This window comes from Pseudomonas sp. S2_A05, from assembly GCF_054668485.1.
Map to the genome: position 1 here is coordinate 5,942,493 of NZ_CP162775.1, position 22,401 is coordinate 5,964,893.

Here is a 22,401-nt window from a genome sequence, read left to right on the forward strand (position 1 = left end):
ATGTATCAATTGGTTAATTTGCAAATAGCAGAGGAAGTGCTGTCGTGATGGGTGCAATAGCTCAAGAAGGTGCAGCGGGTATCGCCACTGCGGTCGCTGAAAGTGTTCAGTACCAGGGCCGCAAGGCCAGCCGACAGGGCAGTGAGCAGCGTCGCCAGGACATTCTCGACGCAGCGATGCGCATTGTCGTGCGCGACGGCGTGCGAGCCGTGCGCCATCGTGCGGTCGCGGCGGAGGCCGGTGTGCCGCTGTCGGCGACCACGTATTATTTCAAGGACATCGATGACCTGCTCACCGATACCTTCGCCCAATACGTTGAACGCAGCGCGGCGTACATGGCCAAGTTGTGGATCAATAACGAAGGTCTGCTGCGCGAAATGGTGGTCAGCGCCGACGGCAGCCCGGAGTCGCGCTCGCAACTGGCCGATGACATCGCGCGGCTGATGGCCGATTACGTGCACCGGCAACTGATCAACCGCCGCGAGCATCTGATGGCCGAGCAGGCGTTCCGTCAGGAAGCGCTGCTCAATCCGCGTCTGGCCATTCTGGTGCGCTCCCATCAGCAGATTCTGTTGCAGGGCACCTGCCAGTTGTTCCAGGTACTGGGCTCGCGCGAACCACAGCAGGATGCCAAGGTGTTGACGGCGATTATCGGCCGGATGGAATATCAGGGCCTGCTCAATGACGCCGAGCCTCTGGCCGAAGAGGACATGCTCGGGATTCTGACGCGGTATATGCACCTGGTGCTGGCGTCGGTCTAGCATTTCACGCTACACCCTGCGGGAGCGAGCCGTTGATGATCGTTCCCTCGCTCCGCGTGGGAATGCATCCTGTGACGCTCTGCGTCACGCAGCAAAAAGGGACGCGGAGCGTCCCGGGCTACATTCCCACGCAGAGCGTGGGAACGATCAAGAGTCTGAGTTTCAGCACGTCACGTTTTCTACAGGAGTTTCGGGTGGACGATTACCAGCAGACGATACGCATGTTGTCCGATCGCATTGTGCTGGCGCAGACGCCGATCCGCGTGCTCGATGCGGTCAAGTGGGACGACAACGTGCGCAAGGGTTTTCTCAAGGCCAAAGGCAAGGAAATGCCGGCGGTGGATCGCGACTACTACCTCAACCGCCCGCTGTCGTTCGATTCGAGCCAGGTCAAACTGGAATTCCAGAACATCGAGCGCGACATCACCCGCCAGCTCGGCCAATTCAACCCGGTCGGGCAGATCATGCGGCGCATGTGCAAGGAATACCGCATGGTGGTGCGCATGCTCGAAGCGCGTGGCACCGAGGACTTCGGACTGATCTCGCAGGAGCTGTACGGCGCGGCGTCCGATGCCTTCCACGCCGGTGACCCGACATTGGCCGACCTCGGCCTGATGATGTCCGACTACCTGAATAACATCGACGGGCGCGGCGATCTGAAGGACGAGCCGAAGATCCTTACCGCCAAAGACGCGGTGCACCTGCTGCAAACCCGACTGAACAAGGTATTCGGTGAGGCCGAAGAAACCATTCGCGTGTTCGAGTCCGACGGCATCGTCGCCGACGCCGCGGCGGGCGCCGACTACATCAAGATCCGCACGGATGCGCTGTTCAACGACCGCGACGTGCGCGCACTGGAAGTCCACGAAGGTCTGGTGCACGTCGGCACTACGCTCAATGGCTTGAACCAGCCTATCTGCACTTTCCTGTCCAAAGGCCCGCCCTCGTCAACGGTCACCCAGGAAGGGCTGGCGATCCTGATGGAAATCATCACCTTCGCTTCTTACCCGAGTCGCCTGCGCAAACTGACCAACCGCACCCGTGCGATTCATATGGTCGAGGAGGGCGCCGACTTTTTGCAGATTTACGAATTCTTCCGCGAGCAGGGTTTCGAGATGGCCGAAAGCTACGGCAATGCCAGCCGGGTGTTCCGTGGCTCGACGCCCACCGGTCTGCCATTCACCAAAGACTTGTCCTACCTCAAGGGCTTCATCATGGTTTACAACTACATTCAGTTGGCCGTGCGCAAGGGCAAGCTCGAGCAGATTCCGCTGTTGTTCTGTGGCAAGACCACACTGGAAGACATGCGAACCTTGCGGCAACTGGTGGATGAAGGGCTGGTGGTGCCGCCGAAATATCTACCGGATCAGTTCCGTGACTTGAATGCGTTGTCGGCGTGGATGTGTTTCTCCAACTTCCTCAACCATTTGAGCCTGGACCGGATTGAGGCGGATTACTCCAATATCCTCTAGACCCACCACCGAACCCCTTGTGGGAGCGAGCCTGCTCGCGAATGCGATTTCACCTTCAACATTGATGTCGGCTGATACACCGCTTTCGCGAGCAGGCTCGCTCCCACAGGTTTGATTTGTGTTCAGTTCTCTTCTTTGCGAGGTTTCACCGGATGAGAATCCTCGGCATCCTTTGCCTGCTCTTGACCCTCGGCGGTTGCAGTTCGCTGCTGTTCTACCCTGAACCGGGCCAGATCTTCACCCCGGACAAAGCCAAACTCGAATACCGCACTGTCACTCTGATCACCGCTGATGGCTTGAAGCTCAACGCCTGGTGGCTACCGGCCAAACCAGGCGTCGAGGTCAAAGGCACGGTCCTGCATCTGCACGGAAACGGCGGCAATCTGCCGATGCATCTGGGCGGCAGCTGGTGGTTGCCGAAGAATGGCTATCAGGTACTGCTGGTCGACTATCGCGGTTACGGTTTGTCCGAGGGCAAGCCGAGCCTGCCGGCGATCTATCAGGACATCGACGCCGCGTTCGCCTGGCTCGACAACGCGCCCGAGGTCAAAGGCAAACCGCTGGTGCTGCTCGGGCAGAGCCTCGGCGGCGCGATGTCGGTGCATTGGCTGGCGCAGCACCCGGAACGGCAAAAACAACTCAAGGCCCTGGTGCTGGATGGTGTGCCGGCCAGTTATCGCAGTGTCGGCCAATTCGCCCTCAGCACTTCGTGGCTGACCTGGCCGTTGCAGGTGCCGCTGTCGTGGCTGGTGCCGGATGGCGACAGCGCGATCAACTCGATGGCGCAGCTGACCGGCGTGCCCAAGCTGATCTTCCACAGCATCGACGATCCGCTGGTGCCGATGGCCAACGGCATTCGCCTGTATCAAGCGGCGCCGCCGCCGCGCGTGTTGCAGCTGACCCGTGGCGGTCATGTGCAAACCTTCGGCGACCCGGTGTGGCGTCAGGTCATGCTGCGCTACCTTGATGATCCCGAACACTTCGACGGCCTGCGCCGCCTCGGCGAAATCCCCAACTATCCGCCGCCCCCGAATTCTGAAGATGAGAGCCCGCAATGAGTGAAGAACGTAATGCCATCCCGCTGATCATCACCGGTATCTGCAGCATCCTCGGCACCGTCGGGGCGCTGTGGTACTACGGCTACCTGCACTTTGCCAAGCCGGAGGATGCATTGCTGCTCAGCGAATTCACCATGCTCAAGACGGTGCCGGGCGAGGACTACAAAGTCTCGCTGACCCCCGCGCCGCAAGTGGCGCAGTGCATTGATGGTGTGCTGGTGTTGTTTGATACCGAGCAGAAAGGGTTGACCGGTGTGTTGATCAATGGCCAGAAAAAGGCTGTGCGCTGCATGGGGGAGGAGACGCCGCAGAAGCTGGAGCAGTGATTCTGCTGGATCACTTTCCCCCTCTCCCATTGGGAGAGGGGACTGACCGAGGTGTATTCCGCCATACATCGACCTGAGAGACCGTGTCGATTATGGATTCAATAAAGCACTTTCAGATCGATGTATCTCTAGAGCATCCCCCAATCGGCTCCCTCTCCCTCGGGGAAGGGTTGGGGTGAGGGGCTACAGTATGAAACTAAACAAAGAGCCCCTCCATTTGAACGAAGGAGCTTTTACAGCTAAGGGCTGGGTGTCACCGTGATTTTTCGATTGGCACTCCACGGCGAGCGCTTACCGTCAATGCTTTGCCATGCAGTCATGGAAAACGGGCCGACGGGTAAGCTCCAGACACTTTGCACCGACCAGTTGCCGTAAGCATCGGCATCTGTTTCCGCCAGTATGTTGTAAGGGCCGTTAACCTTGGTGACCCGGATATGGGCACCCGGCAGCGCTTTTCCCGAGAGCAGCGGATTTTGGCCGCTTTCACTGCCCTCCACCGGTGTGTCGATAACAGGCGCTGCGGGTGCGTCAGTTACCGTGATTTTTCGATTGGCGCTCCAAGGTGAGCGATGGCCATCGATACTTTGCCATGCAGTCATGGAAAACGGGCCGACGGGTAAAGTCCAGACACTTCGCACCGACCAGTTGCCATAGTCATCGGCGTCTGTTTCCGCCAGTACCTCGTAAGGGCCGTAGACCTTGGACACACGGATATGTGCGCGCGGAACAGCTTTGCCGGAGAGCAGAGGGTTTTGACCACTGTCACTACCCTCTAGTGGGGTTTCTATGACTGGCGCCTCGAGCGTATCAATTACCTTGATTGTTCTATTGGCACTCCACGGCGAGCGCTTACCATCAATGCTTTGCCAGGCTGTCATGGAAAAAGGCCCTGAGGGTAATGTCCAGACACTTCGCACTGACCATTTGCCATAGGCATCAGCGTCTGTTTCCGCCAGTATTTCGTAAGGGCCGTAAACGCGGGTTACGCGAATATGGGCGCCAGGCAATGCTGTGCCTGAAAGCAAAGGGTTGTAACCGGAGTCAGCGTTTTCCACTGGCCTGGAGATAACCGGGGGAGGCACATTCACGATATCAACAACGTTGAATAAACGCTGCTCGGACGGCCCCGAGACTCTGTCGCCAAAGTACTGCCGAAGCACAAGTGCATTGGGGCCTGATGGCCTATCGGTAGGAGGGGTTATTGACCACCTGCCTTGTACATCCGCGATAGCTGTTGCGAAGAAAGTCTCCGGGGTTGCGGCTTCTGCTACCTTGATCGTTGCTCCCGGTCGCGCCGTTCCAGTGATCAAAGGTTTCAGCGTTGTTGTAGCGTTCTGCTCGGGTGTCATGACCAGCGGTGGCACGACTGTCGTTGTGCAATATGGGAGGCCTTGTCCGTTTATTGCAATTGCGAGCGATGCACCAGCCTTATCCGTCGCACAGACTTTGATTTTGATTTTTGCCGTCGCGTCTTCCAGCGTCCGTCCTGGCTGCAGGGTAGGATCGTTCGTTGTGGCAGTTTCTGGCGAGGCATCCAATTGCACGTTGCGCACCGTCCCGTTCAGTGACGAGTACCTGATCCAGACGCCGGTCACGCGATTATCGTTGGGAGAAAATTCGTCGAATGGTGTGGGCTGGCGGTACTCAAGCGCTATCAACTGAGGTTCTGTGGGCCGATTGATCATGTAAAGTTGAGGCCCTTCCTTACCCAATACCCCCAGGCGGTACAGACCTGTCTTACTGATCACGGCGGCTTGCGAGTCATCTAGCCAGCCGGAAAACCACCGGTTGATTGCCGGATAGAGTGTTCCGCCACCCGATACCGAGTCTCCAGTATCACCATACCCGACCGGGCTGCACTCTTCAGGAGCCTGAACAACGTCGTTACTCACCGGACATTTGGTATAAGTGCCGCCATGTGGGTATCCCAGATTGTGGCCGAATTCGTGCTTCCATGTATGCGGTGAGCCCGGCATACCTTTAACCCAAATCCAGTTTCCCGGCACCGTAGCGATTGCGCCGCCGCCACAGGGGACCGCCACAAAGAGGAATGGAAAACCTGCGGGATCAATGTTTTGTGCACGGGCCGCTTTGCGTCCTGCGTCGAGACTGCCTGAAGCGGAGCATGTTGCAGGTTTTGGACCGAAATCTGCCTCGATCTGTGTGCCTTCCAGTTTCAGTTTATTGCCGGAGGCAGCGAGGATGTAGGAGCGCAATGAATTCCAGTGCGTTGAGAAAGTTTGCTCAGCAATTTTTCCGGAGTCCAGGCCCGGTTCGCCTGACCAGTGCCCGACCACCAGCAATACCTTTTGAACGCCTGTGATGGGGCGTTTTATCGAGGGAGTCAGTAGTTCGGGATCGGTGCTGATGACCATGTCATCGGGATCATACAAAGGCTCTGGTGGGATTGCCGCGTTGCTCCAGCTCATCGCTGCATGGAGAAGTGTCGACAAAAATCCGACTGCGATGATTGCTCGTTTCATCGGGGAATCCTTGTGAGGATCAGGCTGACAGGTAACAGCCTCTTCCATGTACCGATCCTCGTCCACTGTCATAGTTGACAGTGGACTTCGCCTTCGGAAGACGAAACGGTCATGGGAATTGAGTCAACCGACTTTCACACTTCCACAAAAAAAGCCCCGCCAGATCAACTCAGGCGGGGCTTTTGCGTTACCGGCTGAAGCTTAGTTCGAGCTCACCGAAGAACGCGGTGCTACTGGCTGGTTGTCGTTGGAAATGGTCACTTCCACACGACGGTTCATCGCACGGCCCGAGACGCTGCCGTTATCCGCTACCGGATATTCCTTGCCATAACCCTGAGCGACGATGCGCGAAGGGTCGACGCCCATCTTGATCAGGGCCATCTGCACGGAAGTCGCGCGACGCTCGGACAGCGACTGGTTGTAGCTCGCGGTGCCAGTGCTGTCGGTGTAACCCTCGACGATCACTTTGCGATCCGGGTTTTCCTGGAGGAATTGCGCCAGTTTGTTGATGTTCACCAGACCGCTGGATTTCAGATCAGCCTTGTTGGTGGCGAACAGCACGTCACCGAAAGTCACCAGCGTACCGCGATCGGTCTGCTTGGCGTTGAGGCTGTCCTGCAGCTGTTTGATCTGCTGGTCACGGGCATCCAGACGAGCCTGGGCGCGTTGCGCAGCGGCGTTTTTCAGGTTGTTTTCAGCGGTGCGCAGCGCGATGGTCTGCTTGGCCACTTCCACGCGCTGGTTGGTCAGGTAAGCCAGTTGGTCAACCTTGGCTGCGTCTTCTTTGTCCAGATAGGCCTTGTCAGCCTTGTCCAGGTAATCGCTGGCGTCTTTGGTTTCCAGTGCCGCGACTTTGCTCGCCTGTGGGTTGGCCTGCAGGCCGGCGTAGTTGGTGCGCGCCTGTTCCAGGTTCGGGTTAGGCGGGGTGGAGCAGGCAGCCAGTGCAACGCTTGCGGCCAGAAGAGCGGGAATCATCAGTTGCTTACGCATAATTTTTCGTCCTTTCTATCGGTAAGAGTTTCAGCTTTGCGGTCGGGATGCGCGCTTACTGCACAGTGCGCTGGCTTTCCTGACGCAGTTCCTGAACACCTTTCTGGGAATCCTTCACAGCCTGTTCGGCCTTGGCGGCCTGAGCCTTGCGTTCAGCGACGCGAGCGTCCCATTCAGCCTGTTCGGACAGGCGACGGGCCTCGTCATACTTCTTGTCGTGCATGGCGATTTCAGCTTGTTTCAGTTTGTCCTGAGCCTGCTTCATTTCCACCGCAGCGAATTCGGTACCGCCAGCGCTGACGGCGCTGTTCACAGCCGATTGGGTCACGGCGTACTGCTCGGTCGGTGGGTTACCGGCGCAACCGGCCAGTACGAAGCTGGTGCCGATGGCCAGAGCGGCCAGTTTCAGACCGCGCAGGTGGGAAAACGAGGTTTGGGTTTTCATGGTCTTCAACTCCATTAGGCATCTCCTGAAAATACAACTGAATCCATCCTGGCAGAGGAGGCGAAAGCATCGCTTGTAGACGCGAATTGAAACGCTCGTTCCAGGCGTGGTTACCTGTTCCGACCGGCGGCATTTTTGAAAAGTTCAGAAAAGATGGCCTATCGCCAAAAATTTAATTGACCGTTTGGACAAGGCTCTGGGGCGGGAACTTTGGGGCTTTGGAGCGGTACGCGCGGGTGTATTTTGTCTGTTGATAAACTAATTTGCGAACTGGAATACAGCCTATGTGGGAGCGAGCCTGCTCGCGAATGAGATGTGTCAGTCAGCGCAAATGCTGAATGAAAATCCGCATTCGCGAGCAGGCTCGCTCCCACGGTTTTGATGTGTGTCGAATCAGTGCTTCTGTTTGTTCTCAGCCGAGGACAAATCATGCAAATGCCGCCGCGATAACGCCAGAAAACGCGGCGTCGGGCCGACATCTTCATACAACGGATCACCTTCCTCATCCGTCGCCACCACTGTTGAACCCTTCACATACGGCAGGCTCGCTTCGAACTCCTCAAGCGCGGCGCCGATCAGCTCGCCGAGCAGTTCCTCGGGGTGACGCTTGGGGTACATTTCGGCAATCGCCGCCAGCCTTGCGGCGGCTTCGACGTCCAGATGAATCGTGTAGCCGGTGTCGGTCAGGCGACCTTTGGCGTTTTCTTCCCAATGCTGGGCGAGTTCACGAATTTTCATGATGACCTCATTTAGCGCCTGCTGATGGCAGGCCTGGGTGAGTGTCCGGCAGCGCCGGCGGCGGGCCGTCGTACGGCTTACTGTTGAGACTAGCTTTCGCCGGCAAGGTTTAAAGTCAATTCGTCGCCTGCTTGTAAGAAGCGGCGCAGAGCGGCACTCTCTGGCAAAGCATTCGTTTCTGCGCTGTCCCCGATTACCGCTGGAGAACTGCTGATGACCGATATTGATGCACGCTTGCGCGAAGATGTTCACCTGCTCGGAGAGCTGTTGGGCAACACCATTCGAGACCAGTACGGCGAGGCGTTCCTCGACAAGATCGAGCAGATTCGCAAAGGCGCCAAGGCCGACCGGCGCGGCTCGATGGACGCTGAACTGAGCGCCAGCCTCAATCAATTGAGTGAAGACGAATTGCTCCCGGTCGCGCGGGCCTTCAATCAGTTTCTCAACCTGGCGAACATTGCCGAGCAGTATCAGTTGATCCATCGCCGCGAGGAGTCGCAACCGGCGCCGTTCGAGTCGCGGGTGTTGCCGGAACTGCTCGCGCGCCTGCGCAGCGAAGGGCACAGCGCCGAATCTCTGGCCCGGCAACTGGCGCGGCTGGAAATCGAACTGGTGCTGACCGCGCATCCGACCGAAGTGGCGCGACGCACGTTGATCCAGAAGTACGACGCGATCGCCGCGCAACTGGCCGCTCAGGATCATCGCGACCTGACCAGCGCCGAGCGCGAGCAGATCCAGAGCAAACTGCAACGGCTGATCGCCGAAGCCTGGCACACCGAAGAAATCCGCCGCACCCGCCCGACGCCGGTCGATGAAGCCAAGTGGGGCTTCGCGGTGATCGAGCATTCGTTGTGGCAGGCAATCCCCAACCATATGCGCAAGGCCGATCAGGCGCTGTTCGCCGCCACGGGCCTGCGCTTGCCGCTGGAAGCCGCGCCGATCCGCTTCGCTTCGTGGATGGGCGGCGACCGTGACGGCAACCCCAATGTCACCGCCGCTGTCACTCGCGAAGTCTTGCTGCTGGCGCGCTGGATGGCCGCTGATTTGTACCTGCGCGATGTCGATCATCTCGCTGCCGAACTGTCGATGCAGCAGGCCAGCGATGCGCTGAAGGCCAAGGCCGGCGACAGCGCCGAACCCTATCGCGCGGTGCTCAAGCAATTGCGCGAACGCCTGCGCGCCACACGCAACTGGGCGCATGCCGCGTTGACCGCGCCGACCCCGGCAACCGCCGATGTGCTGCACGACAATCGCGACCTGCTCGAGCCTTTGCAGTTGTGTTTCAACTCGCTGCACGAATGCGGCATGGGCGTCATCGCCGACGGGCCGTTGCTCGATTGCCTGCGTCGGGCGGTGACGTTCGGCCTGTTCCTGGTGCGCCTCGATGTGCGTCAGGATTCGACCCGGCACAGCTCGGCGATGACAGAAATCACCGATTACCTCGGCCTCGGCCGCTATGAGGATTGGGACGAAGAACAGCGCATCGACTTCCTTACCGAGGAGCTGAGCAACCGTCGTCCGTTGCTGCCCGCGCATTTCAAACCGTCGGCGGACACCGCTGAAGTGCTCAACACCTGCAAGGAAATCGCCGCCGCACCCGCTGCGTCGCTGGGCTCCTATGTGATCTCCATGGCCGGCGCCGCTTCCGATGTGCTCGCGGTGCAACTGCTGCTCAAGGAATCCGGCGTACTGCGGCCGATGCGCGTGGTGCCGCTGTTCGAAACCCTCGCCGACCTCGACAACGCCGGGCCGGTGATGGAACGTCTGCTGCTGTTGCCGGGCTATCGCGCGCGTTTGCACGGCCCGCAGGAAGTGATGATCGGCTATTCCGACTCGGCCAAGGATGCCGGCACCACCGCTGCGGCGTGGGCGCAATATCGGGCGCAGGAACGTCTGGTGGAAATCTGCCGTGAGCAGCAAGTCGAGCTGCTGTTGTTCCACGGTCGCGGCGGCACCGTGGGGCGTGGCGGCGGTCCGGCGCACGCGGCGATTCTGTCGCAACCACCGGGTTCGGTGGCGGGACGTTTCCGCACCACCGAGCAGGGAGAAATGATTCGTTTCAAATTCGGCCTGCCGGACATCGCCGAGCAAAACCTCAATCTGTATCTGGCCGCCGTGCTCGAAGCGACCTTGCTGCCACCGCCGCCGCCGACTCCGGAATGGCGCCATCTGATGGACGAATTGGCGGCGGACGGTGTCAGCGCTTACCGCCAGGTGGTGCGGGAAAATCCGCAATTCGTTGAGTACTTCCGGCAGTCGACCCCGGAGCAGGAATTGGGACGTTTGCCTCTGGGCAGTCGCCCGGCCAAACGTCGCGCCGGCGGTATCGAAAGCCTGCGGGCGATCCCGTGGATCTTCGGCTGGACCCAAACCCGATTGATGCTGCCGGCCTGGCTGGGCTGGGAGACGGCGCTGAGCAAGGCGCTGGAGCGCGGCGAAGGTGAGTTGCTGGGGCAGATGCGCGAACAATGGCCGTTCTTCCGCACCCGTATCGATATGCTGGAAATGGTTCTGGCCAAGGCTGATGCGGATATTGCGCAGTCCTACGACGAGCGTCTGGTTGAAGCTGATCTGCTGCCATTGGGCGCGCAGTTACGCGACCTATTGTCGCAGGCATGCACCGTCGTGCTCGGTCTGACCGGGCAGTCGCAGCTGCTGGCGCACAGTCCGGACACCCTCGAATTCATCCGCTTGCGCAACACCTACCTCGACCCGCTGCATCTATTGCAGGCGGAACTGTTGGCGCGTTCGCGGCAGCAGGATGTCGAGCAGGGCAGCCCGGTGGAACAGGCGCTGCTGGTGTCTGTGGCGGGGATTGCCGCCGGATTGCGCAATACCGGCTAAGGTTGCTGAGCACCTCAGGCGGCATTCGCGACAAGGGTCGGATGCTGCTTCTCCTGCTGTAGGAAAGTGCCGCGAGGCGACAGTTAATGTAGGGGTTGCGACTTGGGTTACCGCGTCGCGAGGTCACGGCGGGCGTCGGTTTCTCCGACTTTTGGCGTCTTGTGTGGGCGCAGCCTGCTGTGTATCTTGATCAGCCTTTGGCCGTTTGTGCGGCCACGACCCGTATTTTCAGGATCCGCCGGTTACGAGCGAATCCTTTGTTTTGTAAAGCTTTTATATAAAAAATTGAGGAGCACATCGATGCGCGTCATTCTGCTGGGAGCTCCCGGGGCCGGTAAAGGTACTCAGGCAAAGTTCATCACCGAGAAATTCGGCATTCCGCAAATCTCCACCGGCGACATGCTGCGTGCTGCGGTCAAGGCTGGCACTCCACTGGGCGTGCAAGCCAAGAGCATCATGGATGCCGGCGGCCTGGTGTCGGATGACCTGATCATCGCGCTGGTCAAGGACCGCATCGCTCAACCTGATTGCGCCAACGGTTTCCTGTTCGACGGCTTCCCGCGCACCATTCCGCAGGCTGAAGCGCTGGTCACTGCCGGCGTCGAGCTGGATGCCGTGGTCGAGATCGCTGTAGAAGACGAAGAAATCGTTCAGCGCATCGCCGGTCGCCGTGTTCACGAAGCCAGTGGCCGCGTTTACCATATCGTCTACAACCCGCCGAAACTGGCTGGCAAGGACGACATCACCGGCGAAGAGCTGGTACAGCGCAAGGACGACACTGAAGAAACCGTGCGTCATCGCCTGTCGGTCTACCACTCGCAGACCAAACCGCTGGTGGAGTTCTACCAGAACCTTTCCGCGAAGAACGGCGGCAAGCCAAAGTACAGCCACATTCCAGGCGTAGGTTCGGTCGATGCGATCACCGCCAAGGTGTTGGCCGCGCTGAGCTGAAAAGTCTGATCGGCTGCATCATCCACGGCCCGCTTGCGGGCCGTTGTTGTTTATACTGACGCACTTTTTTCCCACCCCTGTTTTGGAAACATCGATGAGCACCTTGCTGGCCCTGGACACCGCGACTGAAGCTTGCTCCGTTGCCTTGCTGCATGACGGCAAGGTCACGAGCCATTACGAGGTGATCCCGCGCCTGCATGCGCAGAAGCTGCTGCCGATGATTCAGCAATTGCTCGCCGATGCCGGCACCACGCTGCAAGCGGTCGACGCGATTGCTTTCGGCCGTGGCCCGGGCGCGTTTACCGGTGTGCGCATTGCCATTGGTGTGGTGCAGGGTTTGGCCTTTGCTCTGGATCGTCCGGTGTTGCCGGTATCCAACCTTGCCGTGCTGGCCCAGCGTGCCTTTCGTGAACATGGCGTAAGCCGGGTCGCGGCTGCGATCGATGCGCGGATGGATGAAGTGTATTGGGGCTGCTACCGCGAGACGGCGGGGGAGATGCGTCTGGTTGGTGCCGAAGCCGTGTTGCCGCCGGAAGTCGCCGCGTTGCCCGCTGATGCCAGTGGCGATTGGTTCGGTGCCGGTACCGGTTGGGGTTACGGCGAGCGCATCGCGGTCAATCTGAGCGGCTCCGACGCCGGCATGCTGCCCCACGCCGAAGACCTGCTGACCCTGGCGCGTTTCGCCTGCGAGCGCGGTGAGGCGATCCCGGCAGATGACGCGCAGCCGGTTTACTTGCGCGATAAAGTTGCCACCCCCAAAGCCCGCTGATACGACACTTTCTCCTGTGGGAGCGAGCCTGCTCGCGAAGGCTTCTGGTCAGTCAATGCATGTGTTGAATGTGCTGAACCCTTCGCGAGCAGGCTCGTTCCCACAGGTTCGCGGTCACATACAAATATCGCCAATCGTCAGTTTCTGCCCCCTCGCTTAAAACCTTTTGCGCTTTATGTGTTCTAGTTATCACTCGGCGGTTTGCTAAGTCGGTCAAGTGCCGCTAAATTGCCATCATTGATACCGAGCATGACATTATGCGTATAGACGGCGTTTCCACTCAGTCCTACCCCATCAAGCGCAAGCCGCGTAAAGGCAATGCGGCGCTGGATGAGTCCGTCGAGATCATCGACGGCGAGCTGGAATTCCCGAGCGAAGAGCAGTTGGCCGCCCGTGCTGCCCAAGCTACCGCGCAACGCCTGAGCAACCTGCCTGCCCGTCAGCAAGACATGATCTACCACCGCGCGATGAAGAAAAGCGTAGCCATGGCCCTGGCCAGCTACCTGAGCACCGCCGGTTTTGTCGATTGGGACGCAGACGTGCTGGGCCTCGATCTGTATATCTGATGGATCTGCCTTACTACCTCGGTTGCCCGTCCTGGAGCGAAAATGCCTGGCGCGAGTATCTGTATCCGGTAGACGCAAAAACCTCCGACTTTCTCGCTCTCTACTGCCAGGTGTTCAACGCCGTCGAAGGCAACACCACCTTCTACGCCAGCCCGTCGCCAGCCACTGTGCAACGCTGGGCCGAGATCATGCCGGCGCACTTTCGCTTCACTGCCAAATTCCCCGGCGACATCAGCCACAGCGGCGACTTGCGCGAGCAACTGACCGCTGCCGAAACCTTCGTGCAATTACTCAAGCCGTTAGGCGAACGTGTTTCGCCGCTGTGGCTGCAACTGTCGAAAAGCTTCACGCCGCAGCGTCTGCCGGAGCTCGCGGCGTTTATCGATGCACTGGATTGCCCGCTTGCGGTCGAGGTGCGCAATGAACAGTTCTTCGCCAAGGGCGAGAGCGAGCGTCTGCTCAATCGTCTGTTGCTGGATCGCGGTGTCGAGCGCATCTGTCTCGACCCGCGCGCGCTGTTCAGCTGCTTGTCGACCGAGTCCTCGGTGATCCACGCGCAGTCGAAAAAGCCGCGAGTGCCGACCCGTCCGGCGGCGTTCACGCAGTTTCCGCAGGTGCGCTTCATTGGCCATCCCGAGCTTGAGGCCAACGATGCGTTTCTCGTGCCGTGGGTGGCGAAGATTGCTGAATGGATCGAAGAGGGGCGCACGCCCTACGTCTTTCTGCACACCGCTGACAACCTGTTGGCAGCGAAACTGGCGCAGCGTTTTCACGCCCAACTGATGCAACGTTTGCCTGGCTTGCCCGCTCTGCCTGAGCTATACAGGGAACCCGCCGCCGAGCAGCTTGGCTTGCTCTGAGGCGGGTTTTTTCTGTCCGGGAGGCCGTCGATGAACGTCCAAGTCAGTCAACAGCAACGACTCAAAGCCCAAGCCTTCAAGGCCCTGCATGATCGCCAGGGGATCTTCGTCATCCCCAATCCGTGGGATGCCGGCTCGGCGAAGATGCTCGCCGGTCTCGGCTATCAGGCCTTGGCAACCACCAGCGCCGGTTACGCGTTTTCCCAAGGCAAGCCTGATGGCGCGTTGAGTCTCGACGAGACCCTGGCCAATGTCCGCGCGATTGTCGCGGCGACGGATCTGCCGGTGGCGGTGGATCTGGAAAACGGCTTTGCCGATGACCCGGTCGAGTCTGCGCAGAGTCTTCTGCGCGCCGCCGAAGCGGGCGCGGTGGGCGGGTCGATCGAAGACGCTACGGGACGTCCGGACGCGCCGATCTATTGCTTCGAACACGCCGTTGCACGGATTGAAGCCGCTGTCGCGGCGGTGCGCACCCTGCCGTTTCCTTTCGTCCTCACCGCTCGCGCGGAAAATTACCTGCACGGCAACCCCGATCTTGACGACACCATTCGCCGCTTGCAGGCATTCGCCGAAGCGGGTGCCGACGTGCTCTATGCGCCGGGTTTGCGCAGCGCCGAAGAAGTGCGCGCAGTGGTGCAAGCGGTGGCGCCGAAACCGGTCAATGTGTTGATGTCTGGCGGTTTGAAACTGACCGTGCAACAGCTCGAGGAACTGGGCGTCCGGCGGATCAGCACCGGGTCGGCACTGGCGCTGGCGGCGTTCGGCGAGTTCTTCCGCGCGGCTGAAGAAATCCACCAGTGCGGCACGTTTGGCTTTACGTCGCAGTCGATGCCGTACGCCAGGGCCAACCAATTCTTCAAGGGCTGAGCATGGGACGTTGGCTGTTCTGGGGGGTGTTGCTCGCGATCGCTGGTGGCGCGGTGAGTGTCTGGCGTGGCTGGCTGGACGTGCCGCCGCAGTGGAACCCGTGGGCGCCATTGGACATAAAAGCCGCGCCCAACTGGCTGACCGGTTACAAACTCATGCGCCTGCGCAGTGATCCCGAGCTTTGCGCACAGGCATTGAGCAGCTCGGATCTGCGCGTCAGCCCCCAGGCCGACAGCCCCGGCGCCAAGTGTCCGCTGGTCGGTGCTCTGCGGGTGCAGGGCGGTGGAGTGGCGCTGAGCAGCAGTTTCATTGCCAGTTGCCCGCTGGCGGTGGCCTACGCGATGTTCGAACACCACACCCTGCAACCGGCCGCGCAATCGGCTTATGGCCAGAAGATCGCGCGTGTCGATCACCTCGGCAGCTTTGCCTGTCGCAATGTCTACAACCGTGAGAGCGGTGCCCTCAGTCGACATGCCAGTGCCGACGCGCTGGACATTGCCGGTTTCCGTCTGGCCGGCGGACGCACGATCAGCGTGCTCAGGGATTGGCCCAAGCAAAACCAGGACGCAGAGTTTCTCCGCCAACTGCGCGACGGCGCCTGTGAGTCATTCAGTGTGGTGTTGAGTCCGGACTACAACGCCGCCCATCGCAATCACTTTCATGTCGATGTCGGGCGCTGGAGCGTGTGTCGCTGAGAATCAGGCAGCGAGGCGCAGGTTCTGCAGAACGATCGGCCGAGCCCAGCCATTATCGAAGTCCAGAGCTTTCTGCTGCTCGACGATTTCTTCCGGCGGGAACGGCGGGTAAGGCTTCTGCAGCAAGTCCAGATCGAACTCGGCAATCGGCAGGTACAGCGGACGTTTCTGCGGCGCAGGGCCTGGCTCCGGCACTGGCTGGCCATTGTTGATCACAATCGGGCGTACCCAGCTGCTGTCGAAATCCTGTTGCTCTTGCTGGGCTTTGAGCTCTTCCGGCGGGAACGGTGGGAACGGCTTGTCCAGCAGCTCCATTTCGAACTCGGCGATCGGCAGGAACAGTGGCTCCGGCGGGCGAACCTGGGTTTCAACCACGTCGCACTCACGCTGGCTGACGATGTGCGCGTGCAGCTCGCTGCCAACGGTCGGTTCTTCCGGGCTGTTCAGGTCAACCGGTGGAAACGTGCCACAGGCAGGCACCACTTCACTCGTCTGTTCGGCCAGGGCCTGGGCAAAGAAATCCTGCCACAGGTGACTGACGCCGCTCAGTGCTTGAGTGTTATGACGGCTGAAGTCGCCATGGGGCGAAACGTAGCCAATCGATGTGGGAAGAATGCCTGACATTTTTTTCGGTTGACGCTCAGCTCTGGCAAAATGCGCGTTGAATGGTTTATCGGCGGTTTTTGTCGATCCTTAACTTTTTTGAGCGTTTTTTCATGATCGAGTCACCCGCGGCCTGCCGCATCCATGTCCAGGCCCTCGCCCCGACGTTTCAAGCACAAGCCGCACACTGGGCCGAACGTCTCGGCCTGCCGCTCGGCGAGGCGGACGGCGAGTTCGTCTTGCAGGTCGGCGAGCAGGGTTTGCAGTTGCAGCAGCTTGGCCCGGATGCGCCTGGACCGGTGCGGGTCGACTTCGTCGAAGGCGGCGCGGCGCATCGTCGTTTGTATGGCGGCGGCAGCGGCCAGATGATTGCCAAGGCTGTCGGCATCGCCCAAGGCGTGCGCCCGCGCGTGCTGGATGCCACGGCGGGCTTGGGCAAGGATGCATTTGTGCTGGCCAGTCTCGGTTGTGAAATGAGCCTGATCGAGCGTCAGCCGCTGATCGGCGCACTGCTTGAGGACGGCTTGGCGCGGGCGGCAGAAGATTTCGACGTGTCGCCGATCGTGGCGCGGATGAAATTGCTCAAGGGCAACTCCATCGAAGTGATGCGCAGTTGGGAAGGGGAGCCGCCGCAGGTGATCTATCTCGACCCGATGTTCCCGCATCGTGAGAAAACCGCGCTGGTGAAAAAAGAGATGCGCCTGTTCCGCCCGCTTGTGGGCGATGACCCGGATGCCCCGGCCTTGCTCGAAGCCGCACTGGCCCTGGCCACGCATCGGGTGGTAGTCAAACGCCCGCGCAAGGCGCCGTGCATCGAAGGGCCGAAACCGAGCCATGCGCTGGATGGCAAATCGAGCCGGTATGACATTTATCCGAAGAAAGCGCTGAAGCCCTGAGACCGCGTCGCCCCATTCGCGAGCAGGCTCGCTCCCACAGTAGGAAATGCATTCCAGTGTGGGAGCGAGCCTGCTCGCGAAGCGGTCTGCACAAGCACCGCAAAACTGTCAGGGTTTGTAAGCCCTCATAAACAACCCCACCACCTCCCGCACATGCCGCTCCGCTGCTTCTCCAGTCAGCGGCTCGCCGCAGCCATACAACAAACGAAAATTCCCCGCCCCTTTGATCAGGCAGAAGAAGTGCTCGGCGGCGTTGCGTGGCTGGTCGATGCTCAGCGCGCCGGTTGCATGGATTTTCGCCAGCAGACCTTCCATGCCGTTGACCACGCGCTCTGGGCCGGCCTCGAAGAAGATCAGCGACAGCTTCGGATCCTGACTGCCCAGCGCCATGATCAGGCGGTGCAGGTTCACTGATTCATCGCTGTTGATCAGTTGGTGAAAGCCCCGGGCAATGTTCAGCAATACATTTTCCACCGCGATGCCGTCCGGCAATTCGAAGAACAGCGGCGGCAATTGTTCCTCGCATTTGGCGACGACGGCGGCGGAGAACAGCGTCTCCTTGTCGTTGAAATGGCTGTAGACCGTCAGCTTCGACACGCCCGCCTCGCTGGCCACCGCGTCCATGCTGGTGTTGGCGTAGCCATGGCAGAGAAACAGGGTTTTCGCCGCATCCAGGATCGCCTGGCGCTTGACCAGATCCTTGGGGCGGCCCGGGCCGTTTGGAGCTGAAAGATTGTTCGACATTCTTCGCTTTTAATACTGGACTGGTGAGTTTGCTATTAATACCATACCCGCCAGTATAAATATTCCAAGCCTCATTCGCGAAAGGTCCGTCACCATGTTCCGCCATGCGTTGTCCTTTGCCGTGCCAGTCAGTCTGGCGTTCCTGTTATCGGCGTGCGGTCAGGAGGAGGTGACGAAAGTCACCGTGCGCCCGGCCATGGTGGTGCAACCCGAGCCTTCGGCGCAGGCGATGGAAAGTTATCCGGGCGAGGTGCGAGCCCGCTATGAGCCTGATCTGGCGTTCCGCATCGGCGGCAAAGTCAGCCGACGACTGGTCGACGAAGGCCAGCGCGTCAAAGCCGATCAGCCTCTGGCCGAACTCGATCCGCAGGATGTGCGCCTGCAACTGGAAGCTACCCGCGCGCAGGTCGCCGCCGCCGAGGCCAATCTGAACCTGGTCCGCGCCGAACGGGATCGCTATAAAACCCTGATGGATCGGCAGATGGTCAGCCGCTCGGCCTATGACAACGCCGAAAATCTATATCGCTCCGGCGAAGCCCGCCTTAAACAAATCAAAGCTGAATTCAACGTTTCGACCAACCAGGCCAGTTACGCGGTGCTGCGTGCGCCACAGGACGGTGTGGTGGCCAAGCGTTCGGTGGAAGTCGGTCAGGTGGTCGCTGCCGGGCAGACCGTGTTCACCCTCGCCACCGATGGTGAGCGCGAAGTGTTGATCAGCCTGCCGGAGCAAAGCTTCGGCCGCTTCAAGGTTGGTCAGCCGGTTACCGTGGAATTGTGGGCACAGCAAAATCAACGCTTCGCCGGGCAGATCCGCGAGTTGTCGCCGTCCGCCGATCCGCGCTCGCGCACCTTCGCCGCGCGTATCTCGTTCACCAGCGGCAAAGTGCCGGCTGAACTGGGGCAGAGCGCACGGGTGTTTGTGCAATCGGCTAACAGTGTCTCGCTGTCGATACCGCTTTCTGCGCTGACCGCTGAAAACGGCGCGACCTACGTCTGGGTGGTCAACGGCAACAACACGTTGAAGAAAACCCCGGTGCGGGTCGGTCCGTTCGGCGAGAAAAGCGTGGCGGTGCTCGAGGGGCTCAATGCCAGCGACTGGGTAGTGGCTGCCGGCGTTCATGTGCTGCTCGACGGCCAGCAGGTGCGGCCGGTGGATCGCTCCAACCGTGTGGTCAATCTGGCGAACAAGGAGTAAGCCCCGATGCGCTTCAACCTCTCCGAATGGGCGTTGCGTAATCGCCAGATCGTACTGTTCCTGATGCTTTTGCTCGCCGTTGTCGGCGCGTTGTCCTACACCAAACTCGGCCAGAGTGAAGACCCGCCGTTCACTTTCAAGGCGATGGTCATTCAGACCCGCTGGCCCGGCGCGACCGCGCAGGAGGTCTCGCGCCAGGTTACTGAACGGATCGAAAAGAAACTGATGGAAACCGGCGAGTACGAACGCATCATGTCGTTCTCCCGCCCCGGTGAATCCCAGGTGACCTTCATCGCCCGCGACTCGATGCACTCCAAGCAAATCCCCGATCTCTGGTATCAGTTGCGCAAGAAGGTCGGCGATATCCGCCAGACCTTGCCGCCGGGAATTCAGGGGCCGTTCTTTAACGATGAGTTCGGCACCACCTTCGGCAATATCTATGCGTTGACCGGTGACGGTTTCGACTACGCCGTGCTCAAGGATTACGCCGACCGCATCCAGATTCAGCTGCAACGGGTCAAGGACGTCGGCAAGGTCGAACTGCTTGGGTTGCAGGACGAGAAAATCTGGGTCGAGCTGTCCAACGTCAAACTCGCCACCCTTGGCTTGCCGCTGGCGGCGGTGCAGCAGGCACTGGAGGAACAGAATGCGGTGTCCACGGCGGGGTTCTTTGAAACCGGCAGCGAGCGCTTGCAGCTACGTGTCTCGGGGAATTTTCAGACAGTCGATGAGATAAAGAACTTTCCGATCCGCGTCGCCGATCGTACCTTCCGTATCTCCGATATCGCCGATGTGCGTCGCGGTTTCAGCGACCCACCGGCGCCGCGCATGCGTTTCATGGGCGATGATGCGATCGGTCTGGCCGTGGCGATGAAGGATGGCGGCGACATTCTGGTGCTGGGCAAGGCGCTGGAGGGCGAGTTCTCGCGGATCCAGAAAAACCTCCCGGCCGGCATGCAGTTGCGCAAGGTGTCCGATCAGCCGGCAGCGGTAAAAACCGGCGTCGGCGAGTTCGTCCAGGTGTTGGTCGAGGCACTGGCGATCGTCTTGCTGGTAAGCTTCTTCTCTCTCGGTGTGCGCACTGGCATGGTCGTCGCGCTGACCATTCCGCTGGTGCTGGCGATGACCTTCGCCTGCATGTATTACCTCGGCATCGGCCTGCACAAGATTTCCCTCGGTGCGCTGGTGCTGGCGCTGGGTCTGCTGGTGGACGACGCGATCATTGCCGTGGAAATGATGGCGATCAAAATGGAGCAGGGTTTCGACCGCATTCGCGCGGCGAGTTATGCCTGGACCAGCACTGCATTCCCGATGCTCACTGGCACGTTGATCACCGCCGCCGGCTTCCTGCCGATTGCCACTGCGCAGTCCGGCACCGGCGAATACACCCGCTCGATTTTCCAAGTGGTGACCATTGCCTTGCTCGCTTCATGGGTGGCGGCGGTCATGTTCGTGCCGTATCTGGGGGAAAAGCTCCTGCCGGATCTGGCGAAAATTCATGCGGCGAAACACGGCACAGGCGATGGTCAGCCGGACCCCTATGCGACGCCGTTTTATCAGCGCGTCCGGCGTCTGGTGGAGTGGTGCGTGGCCCATCGCAAGACGGTGATCGTGCTGACCGTGGGCCTGTTCATTGCCTCGGTGATGCTGTTCCGATTCGTCCCGCAGCAGTTCTTCCCGGCTTCGAACCGGCTGGAGTTGATGGTCGATCTGAAACTGGCCGAAGGCGTTTCGCTGGCCAATACCACCAGCGAAGTCAAACGCCTCGAAGCGCTGCTCAAGGAGCACGCCGGCATCGACAATTACGTGGCCTACGTCGGTACCGGCTCGCCGCGTTTTTACCTGCCGCTGGATCAGCAACTGCCGGCGGCGAGTTTTGCCCAGTTCGTGGTGTTGGCAAAAACCATCGAAGAGCGTGAAGCGCTGCGCAGCTGGTTGATCGAAACCCTCAACGAACAGTTCCCGGCCCTGCGTTCGCGGGTCACCCGTTTGGAAAACGGACCGCCGGTTGGCTATCCGGTGCAGTTCCGCGTCACTGGCGAGCACATCGAAGAAGTCCGTGCGTTGGCGCGCAAAGTGGCGGCAAAGGTTCGCGAGAATCCGCACGTGGTCAACGTGCATCTGGACTGGGAGGAGCCGAGCAAAGTCGTCTACCTGAATATCGACCAGGATCGCGCCCGCGCCCTCGGTGTGAGCACGGCCAATCTGGCGAAATTCCTGCAGAGTTCGCTGGTCGGCTCGACGGTCAGCCAGTACCGCGAAGACAACGAATTGATCGAGATTCTGCTGCGCGGCACCGTGCACGAGCGCACTGAATTGTCGTTGTTGCCGAGCCTCGCGGTGCCGACGGATAACGGTCGCAGTGTGGCGTTGTCGCAGATTGCCACGCTGGAATACGGCTTCGAGGAAGGCATCATCTGGCACCGCAATCGGCTGCCGAACGTGACGGTGCGCGCCGACATTTACGGCAAGGAGCAACCGGCGACGCTGGTCAAGCAGATCATGCCGACGCTGGACCCGATTCGCGCCGAATTGCCCGATGGTTATCTGCTGGATGTCGGCGGCACGGTGGAGGATTCCGAGCGCGGGCAGAAGTCGGTGAATGCCGGGGTGCCGATGTTCATTGTCGTGGTGCTGACCTTGCTGATGGTGCAGTTGCGCAGTTTCTCGCGCACGGCGATGGTGTTTCTCACCGCGCCACTGGGCCTGATCGGGGTGACGTTGTTTCTCATGGTGTTCAGGCAACCGTTCGGGTTTGTGGCGATGCTCGGGACCATCGCGTTGTCCGGGATGATCATGCGCAATTCGGTGATTCTGGTGGATCAGATCGAGCAGGATATTGCTTCGGGGCTCAAGCCCTGGCAGGCGATTATCGAGGCTACGGTTCGGCGCTTCAGGCCGATTGTGTTGACGGCGCTGGCGGCGGTGCTGGCGATGATTCCGCTGTCGCGCAGTGTGTTTTTCGGGCCGATGGCGGTGGCGATCATGGGCGGGCTGATTGTGGCTACGGCGCTGACGCTGTTGTTTTTGCCGGCGTTGTATGCGGCCTGGTTTCGGGTGCGTAAGGAGGCTTGAGGTTTTTGTGTCGTGGCGGCCTTCGGGCCGACCATGACGTGGGGTTTTGGGTGTATATCCGTT

The 22,401-nt window shown here is 60.1% G+C and carries 20 protein-coding genes; 14 read left to right on the top strand and 6 right to left on the bottom strand.

The window, feature by feature from the left end:
* The first annotated feature begins 47 nt into the window (after positions 1–47).
* The 4 genes from AB4O12_RS26765 to AB4O12_RS26780 all read left to right on the top strand — a co-directional run bounded on the left by AB4O12_RS26765 (position 48) and on the right by AB4O12_RS26780 (position 3,617).
* Positions 48–761 (top strand): TetR/AcrR family transcriptional regulator, encoded by a 714-nt coding sequence (locus AB4O12_RS26765; RefSeq protein WP_056783159.1) that lies wholly within the window; start codon positions 48–50, stop codon positions 759–761.
* 221 nt (positions 762–982) lie between these two features.
* Complete coding sequence (locus AB4O12_RS26770) at positions 983–2,233, top strand: flavohemoglobin expression-modulating QEGLA motif protein (RefSeq protein ID WP_166554750.1); 1,251 nt, start codon at positions 983–985, stop codon at positions 2,231–2,233.
* Positions 2,234–2,385: 152 nt separating this feature from the next.
* Complete coding sequence (locus AB4O12_RS26775) at positions 2,386–3,291, top strand: alpha/beta hydrolase (protein ID WP_406228365.1); 906 nt, start codon at positions 2,386–2,388, stop codon at positions 3,289–3,291.
* Positions 3,288–3,617 carry a hypothetical protein gene (locus AB4O12_RS26780; RefSeq protein ID WP_095180465.1) on the top strand — a complete coding sequence of 110 codons (330 nt, stop codon included), beginning with the start codon at positions 3,288–3,290 and terminating at the stop codon, positions 3,615–3,617. The genes AB4O12_RS26775 and AB4O12_RS26780 overlap by 4 nt, the downstream gene beginning before the upstream one ends.
* Before the next feature lie 239 nt (positions 3,618–3,856).
* Here the strand turns inward: AB4O12_RS26780 and AB4O12_RS26785 are convergent, their stop codons facing one another.
* From AB4O12_RS26785 to AB4O12_RS26800, 4 genes are all read right to left on the bottom strand, one after another.
* On the bottom strand, positions 3,857–6,100 hold the full coding sequence (locus AB4O12_RS26785; protein ID WP_460060013.1) for a metallopeptidase domain-containing protein: 2,244 nt from the start codon (positions 6,098–6,100) through the stop codon (positions 3,857–3,859).
* 201 nt (positions 6,101–6,301) lie between these two features.
* Positions 6,302–7,090: an OmpA family protein gene (locus AB4O12_RS26790; protein WP_024011746.1), complete on the bottom strand. Its 789-nt coding sequence runs from the start codon at positions 7,088–7,090 to the stop codon at positions 6,302–6,304.
* 55 nt (positions 7,091–7,145) lie between these two features.
* On the bottom strand, positions 7,146–7,550 hold the full coding sequence (locus tag AB4O12_RS26795) for a DUF4398 domain-containing protein (RefSeq protein WP_024011747.1): 405 nt from the start codon (positions 7,548–7,550) through the stop codon (positions 7,146–7,148).
* Positions 7,551–7,928: 378 nt separating this feature from the next.
* Positions 7,929–8,273 carry a hypothetical protein gene (locus tag AB4O12_RS26800; RefSeq protein ID WP_016771500.1) on the bottom strand — a complete coding sequence of 115 codons (345 nt, stop codon included), beginning with the start codon at positions 8,271–8,273 and terminating at the stop codon, positions 7,929–7,931.
* Between the two features lie 213 nt (positions 8,274–8,486).
* On the opposite strand from AB4O12_RS26800, the gene ppc reads away from it, so the two are divergent.
* From ppc to AB4O12_RS26835, 7 genes are all read left to right on the top strand, one after another.
* A complete protein-coding gene (gene ppc / locus AB4O12_RS26805; RefSeq protein WP_150636285.1) occupies positions 8,487–11,117 on the top strand; it encodes a phosphoenolpyruvate carboxylase in 2,631 nt (876 codons plus the stop codon).
* 300 nt (positions 11,118–11,417) lie between these two features.
* Entirely contained in the window at positions 11,418–12,068 is a 651-nt protein-coding gene (gene adk / locus AB4O12_RS26810) for an adenylate kinase (RefSeq protein ID WP_039762420.1), read from the top strand.
* Positions 12,069–12,162: 94 nt separating this feature from the next.
* Positions 12,163–12,837 (top strand): tRNA (adenosine(37)-N6)-threonylcarbamoyltransferase complex dimerization subunit type 1 TsaB, encoded by a 675-nt coding sequence (gene tsaB / locus AB4O12_RS26815; RefSeq protein WP_460060016.1) that lies wholly within the window; start codon positions 12,163–12,165, stop codon positions 12,835–12,837.
* Positions 12,838–13,094: 257 nt separating this feature from the next.
* The gene (locus tag AB4O12_RS26820; protein ID WP_016771497.1) at positions 13,095–13,403 is read left to right on the top strand and encodes a hypothetical protein; all 309 of its coding nucleotides are present in this window, start codon (positions 13,095–13,097) and stop codon (positions 13,401–13,403) included.
* On the top strand, positions 13,403–14,263 hold the full coding sequence (locus AB4O12_RS26825; RefSeq protein WP_150636289.1) for a DUF72 domain-containing protein: 861 nt from the start codon (positions 13,403–13,405) through the stop codon (positions 14,261–14,263). Before AB4O12_RS26820 ends, AB4O12_RS26825 begins: the two co-directional genes overlap by 1 nt.
* 30 nt (positions 14,264–14,293) lie before the next feature.
* Positions 14,294–15,130, top strand: a complete 837-nt coding sequence (locus AB4O12_RS26830) for an isocitrate lyase/PEP mutase family protein (protein ID WP_095180473.1) — start codon at positions 14,294–14,296, stop codon at positions 15,128–15,130.
* A 2-nt stretch (positions 15,131–15,132) separates the two neighbouring features.
* A complete protein-coding gene (locus AB4O12_RS26835) occupies positions 15,133–15,825 on the top strand; it encodes an extensin-like domain-containing protein (protein ID WP_305382295.1) in 693 nt (230 codons plus the stop codon).
* Positions 15,826–15,828: 3 nt separating this feature from the next.
* Here AB4O12_RS26835 and AB4O12_RS26840 read toward each other — a convergent pair whose 3' ends face one another.
* Entirely contained in the window at positions 15,829–16,449 is a 621-nt protein-coding gene (locus tag AB4O12_RS26840; protein ID WP_056783179.1) for a hypothetical protein, read from the bottom strand.
* Positions 16,450–16,541: 92 nt separating this feature from the next.
* Between AB4O12_RS26840 and AB4O12_RS26845 the strand changes: the two genes are divergently transcribed.
* Positions 16,542–17,324 carry a class I SAM-dependent methyltransferase gene (locus AB4O12_RS26845; protein ID WP_460060018.1) on the top strand — a complete coding sequence of 261 codons (783 nt, stop codon included), beginning with the start codon at positions 16,542–16,544 and terminating at the stop codon, positions 17,322–17,324.
* A gap of 108 nt (positions 17,325–17,432) precedes the next feature.
* On the opposite strand, the gene AB4O12_RS26850 is transcribed toward AB4O12_RS26845, so the two are convergent.
* Positions 17,433–18,068 (bottom strand): TetR/AcrR family transcriptional regulator, encoded by a 636-nt coding sequence (locus tag AB4O12_RS26850; protein WP_460060020.1) that lies wholly within the window; start codon positions 18,066–18,068, stop codon positions 17,433–17,435.
* A gap of 94 nt (positions 18,069–18,162) precedes the next feature.
* Between AB4O12_RS26850 and AB4O12_RS26855 the strand changes: the two genes are divergently transcribed.
* Positions 18,163–19,263, top strand: coding sequence for an efflux RND transporter periplasmic adaptor subunit (locus AB4O12_RS26855; protein ID WP_460060021.1), 1,101 nt, complete (start codon positions 18,163–18,165; stop codon positions 19,261–19,263).
* Positions 19,264–19,269: 6 nt separating this feature from the next.
* A complete protein-coding gene (locus AB4O12_RS26860) occupies positions 19,270–22,338 on the top strand; it encodes an efflux RND transporter permease subunit (RefSeq protein ID WP_041478146.1) in 3,069 nt (1,022 codons plus the stop codon).
* Positions 22,339–22,401: the final 63 nt, after the last annotated feature.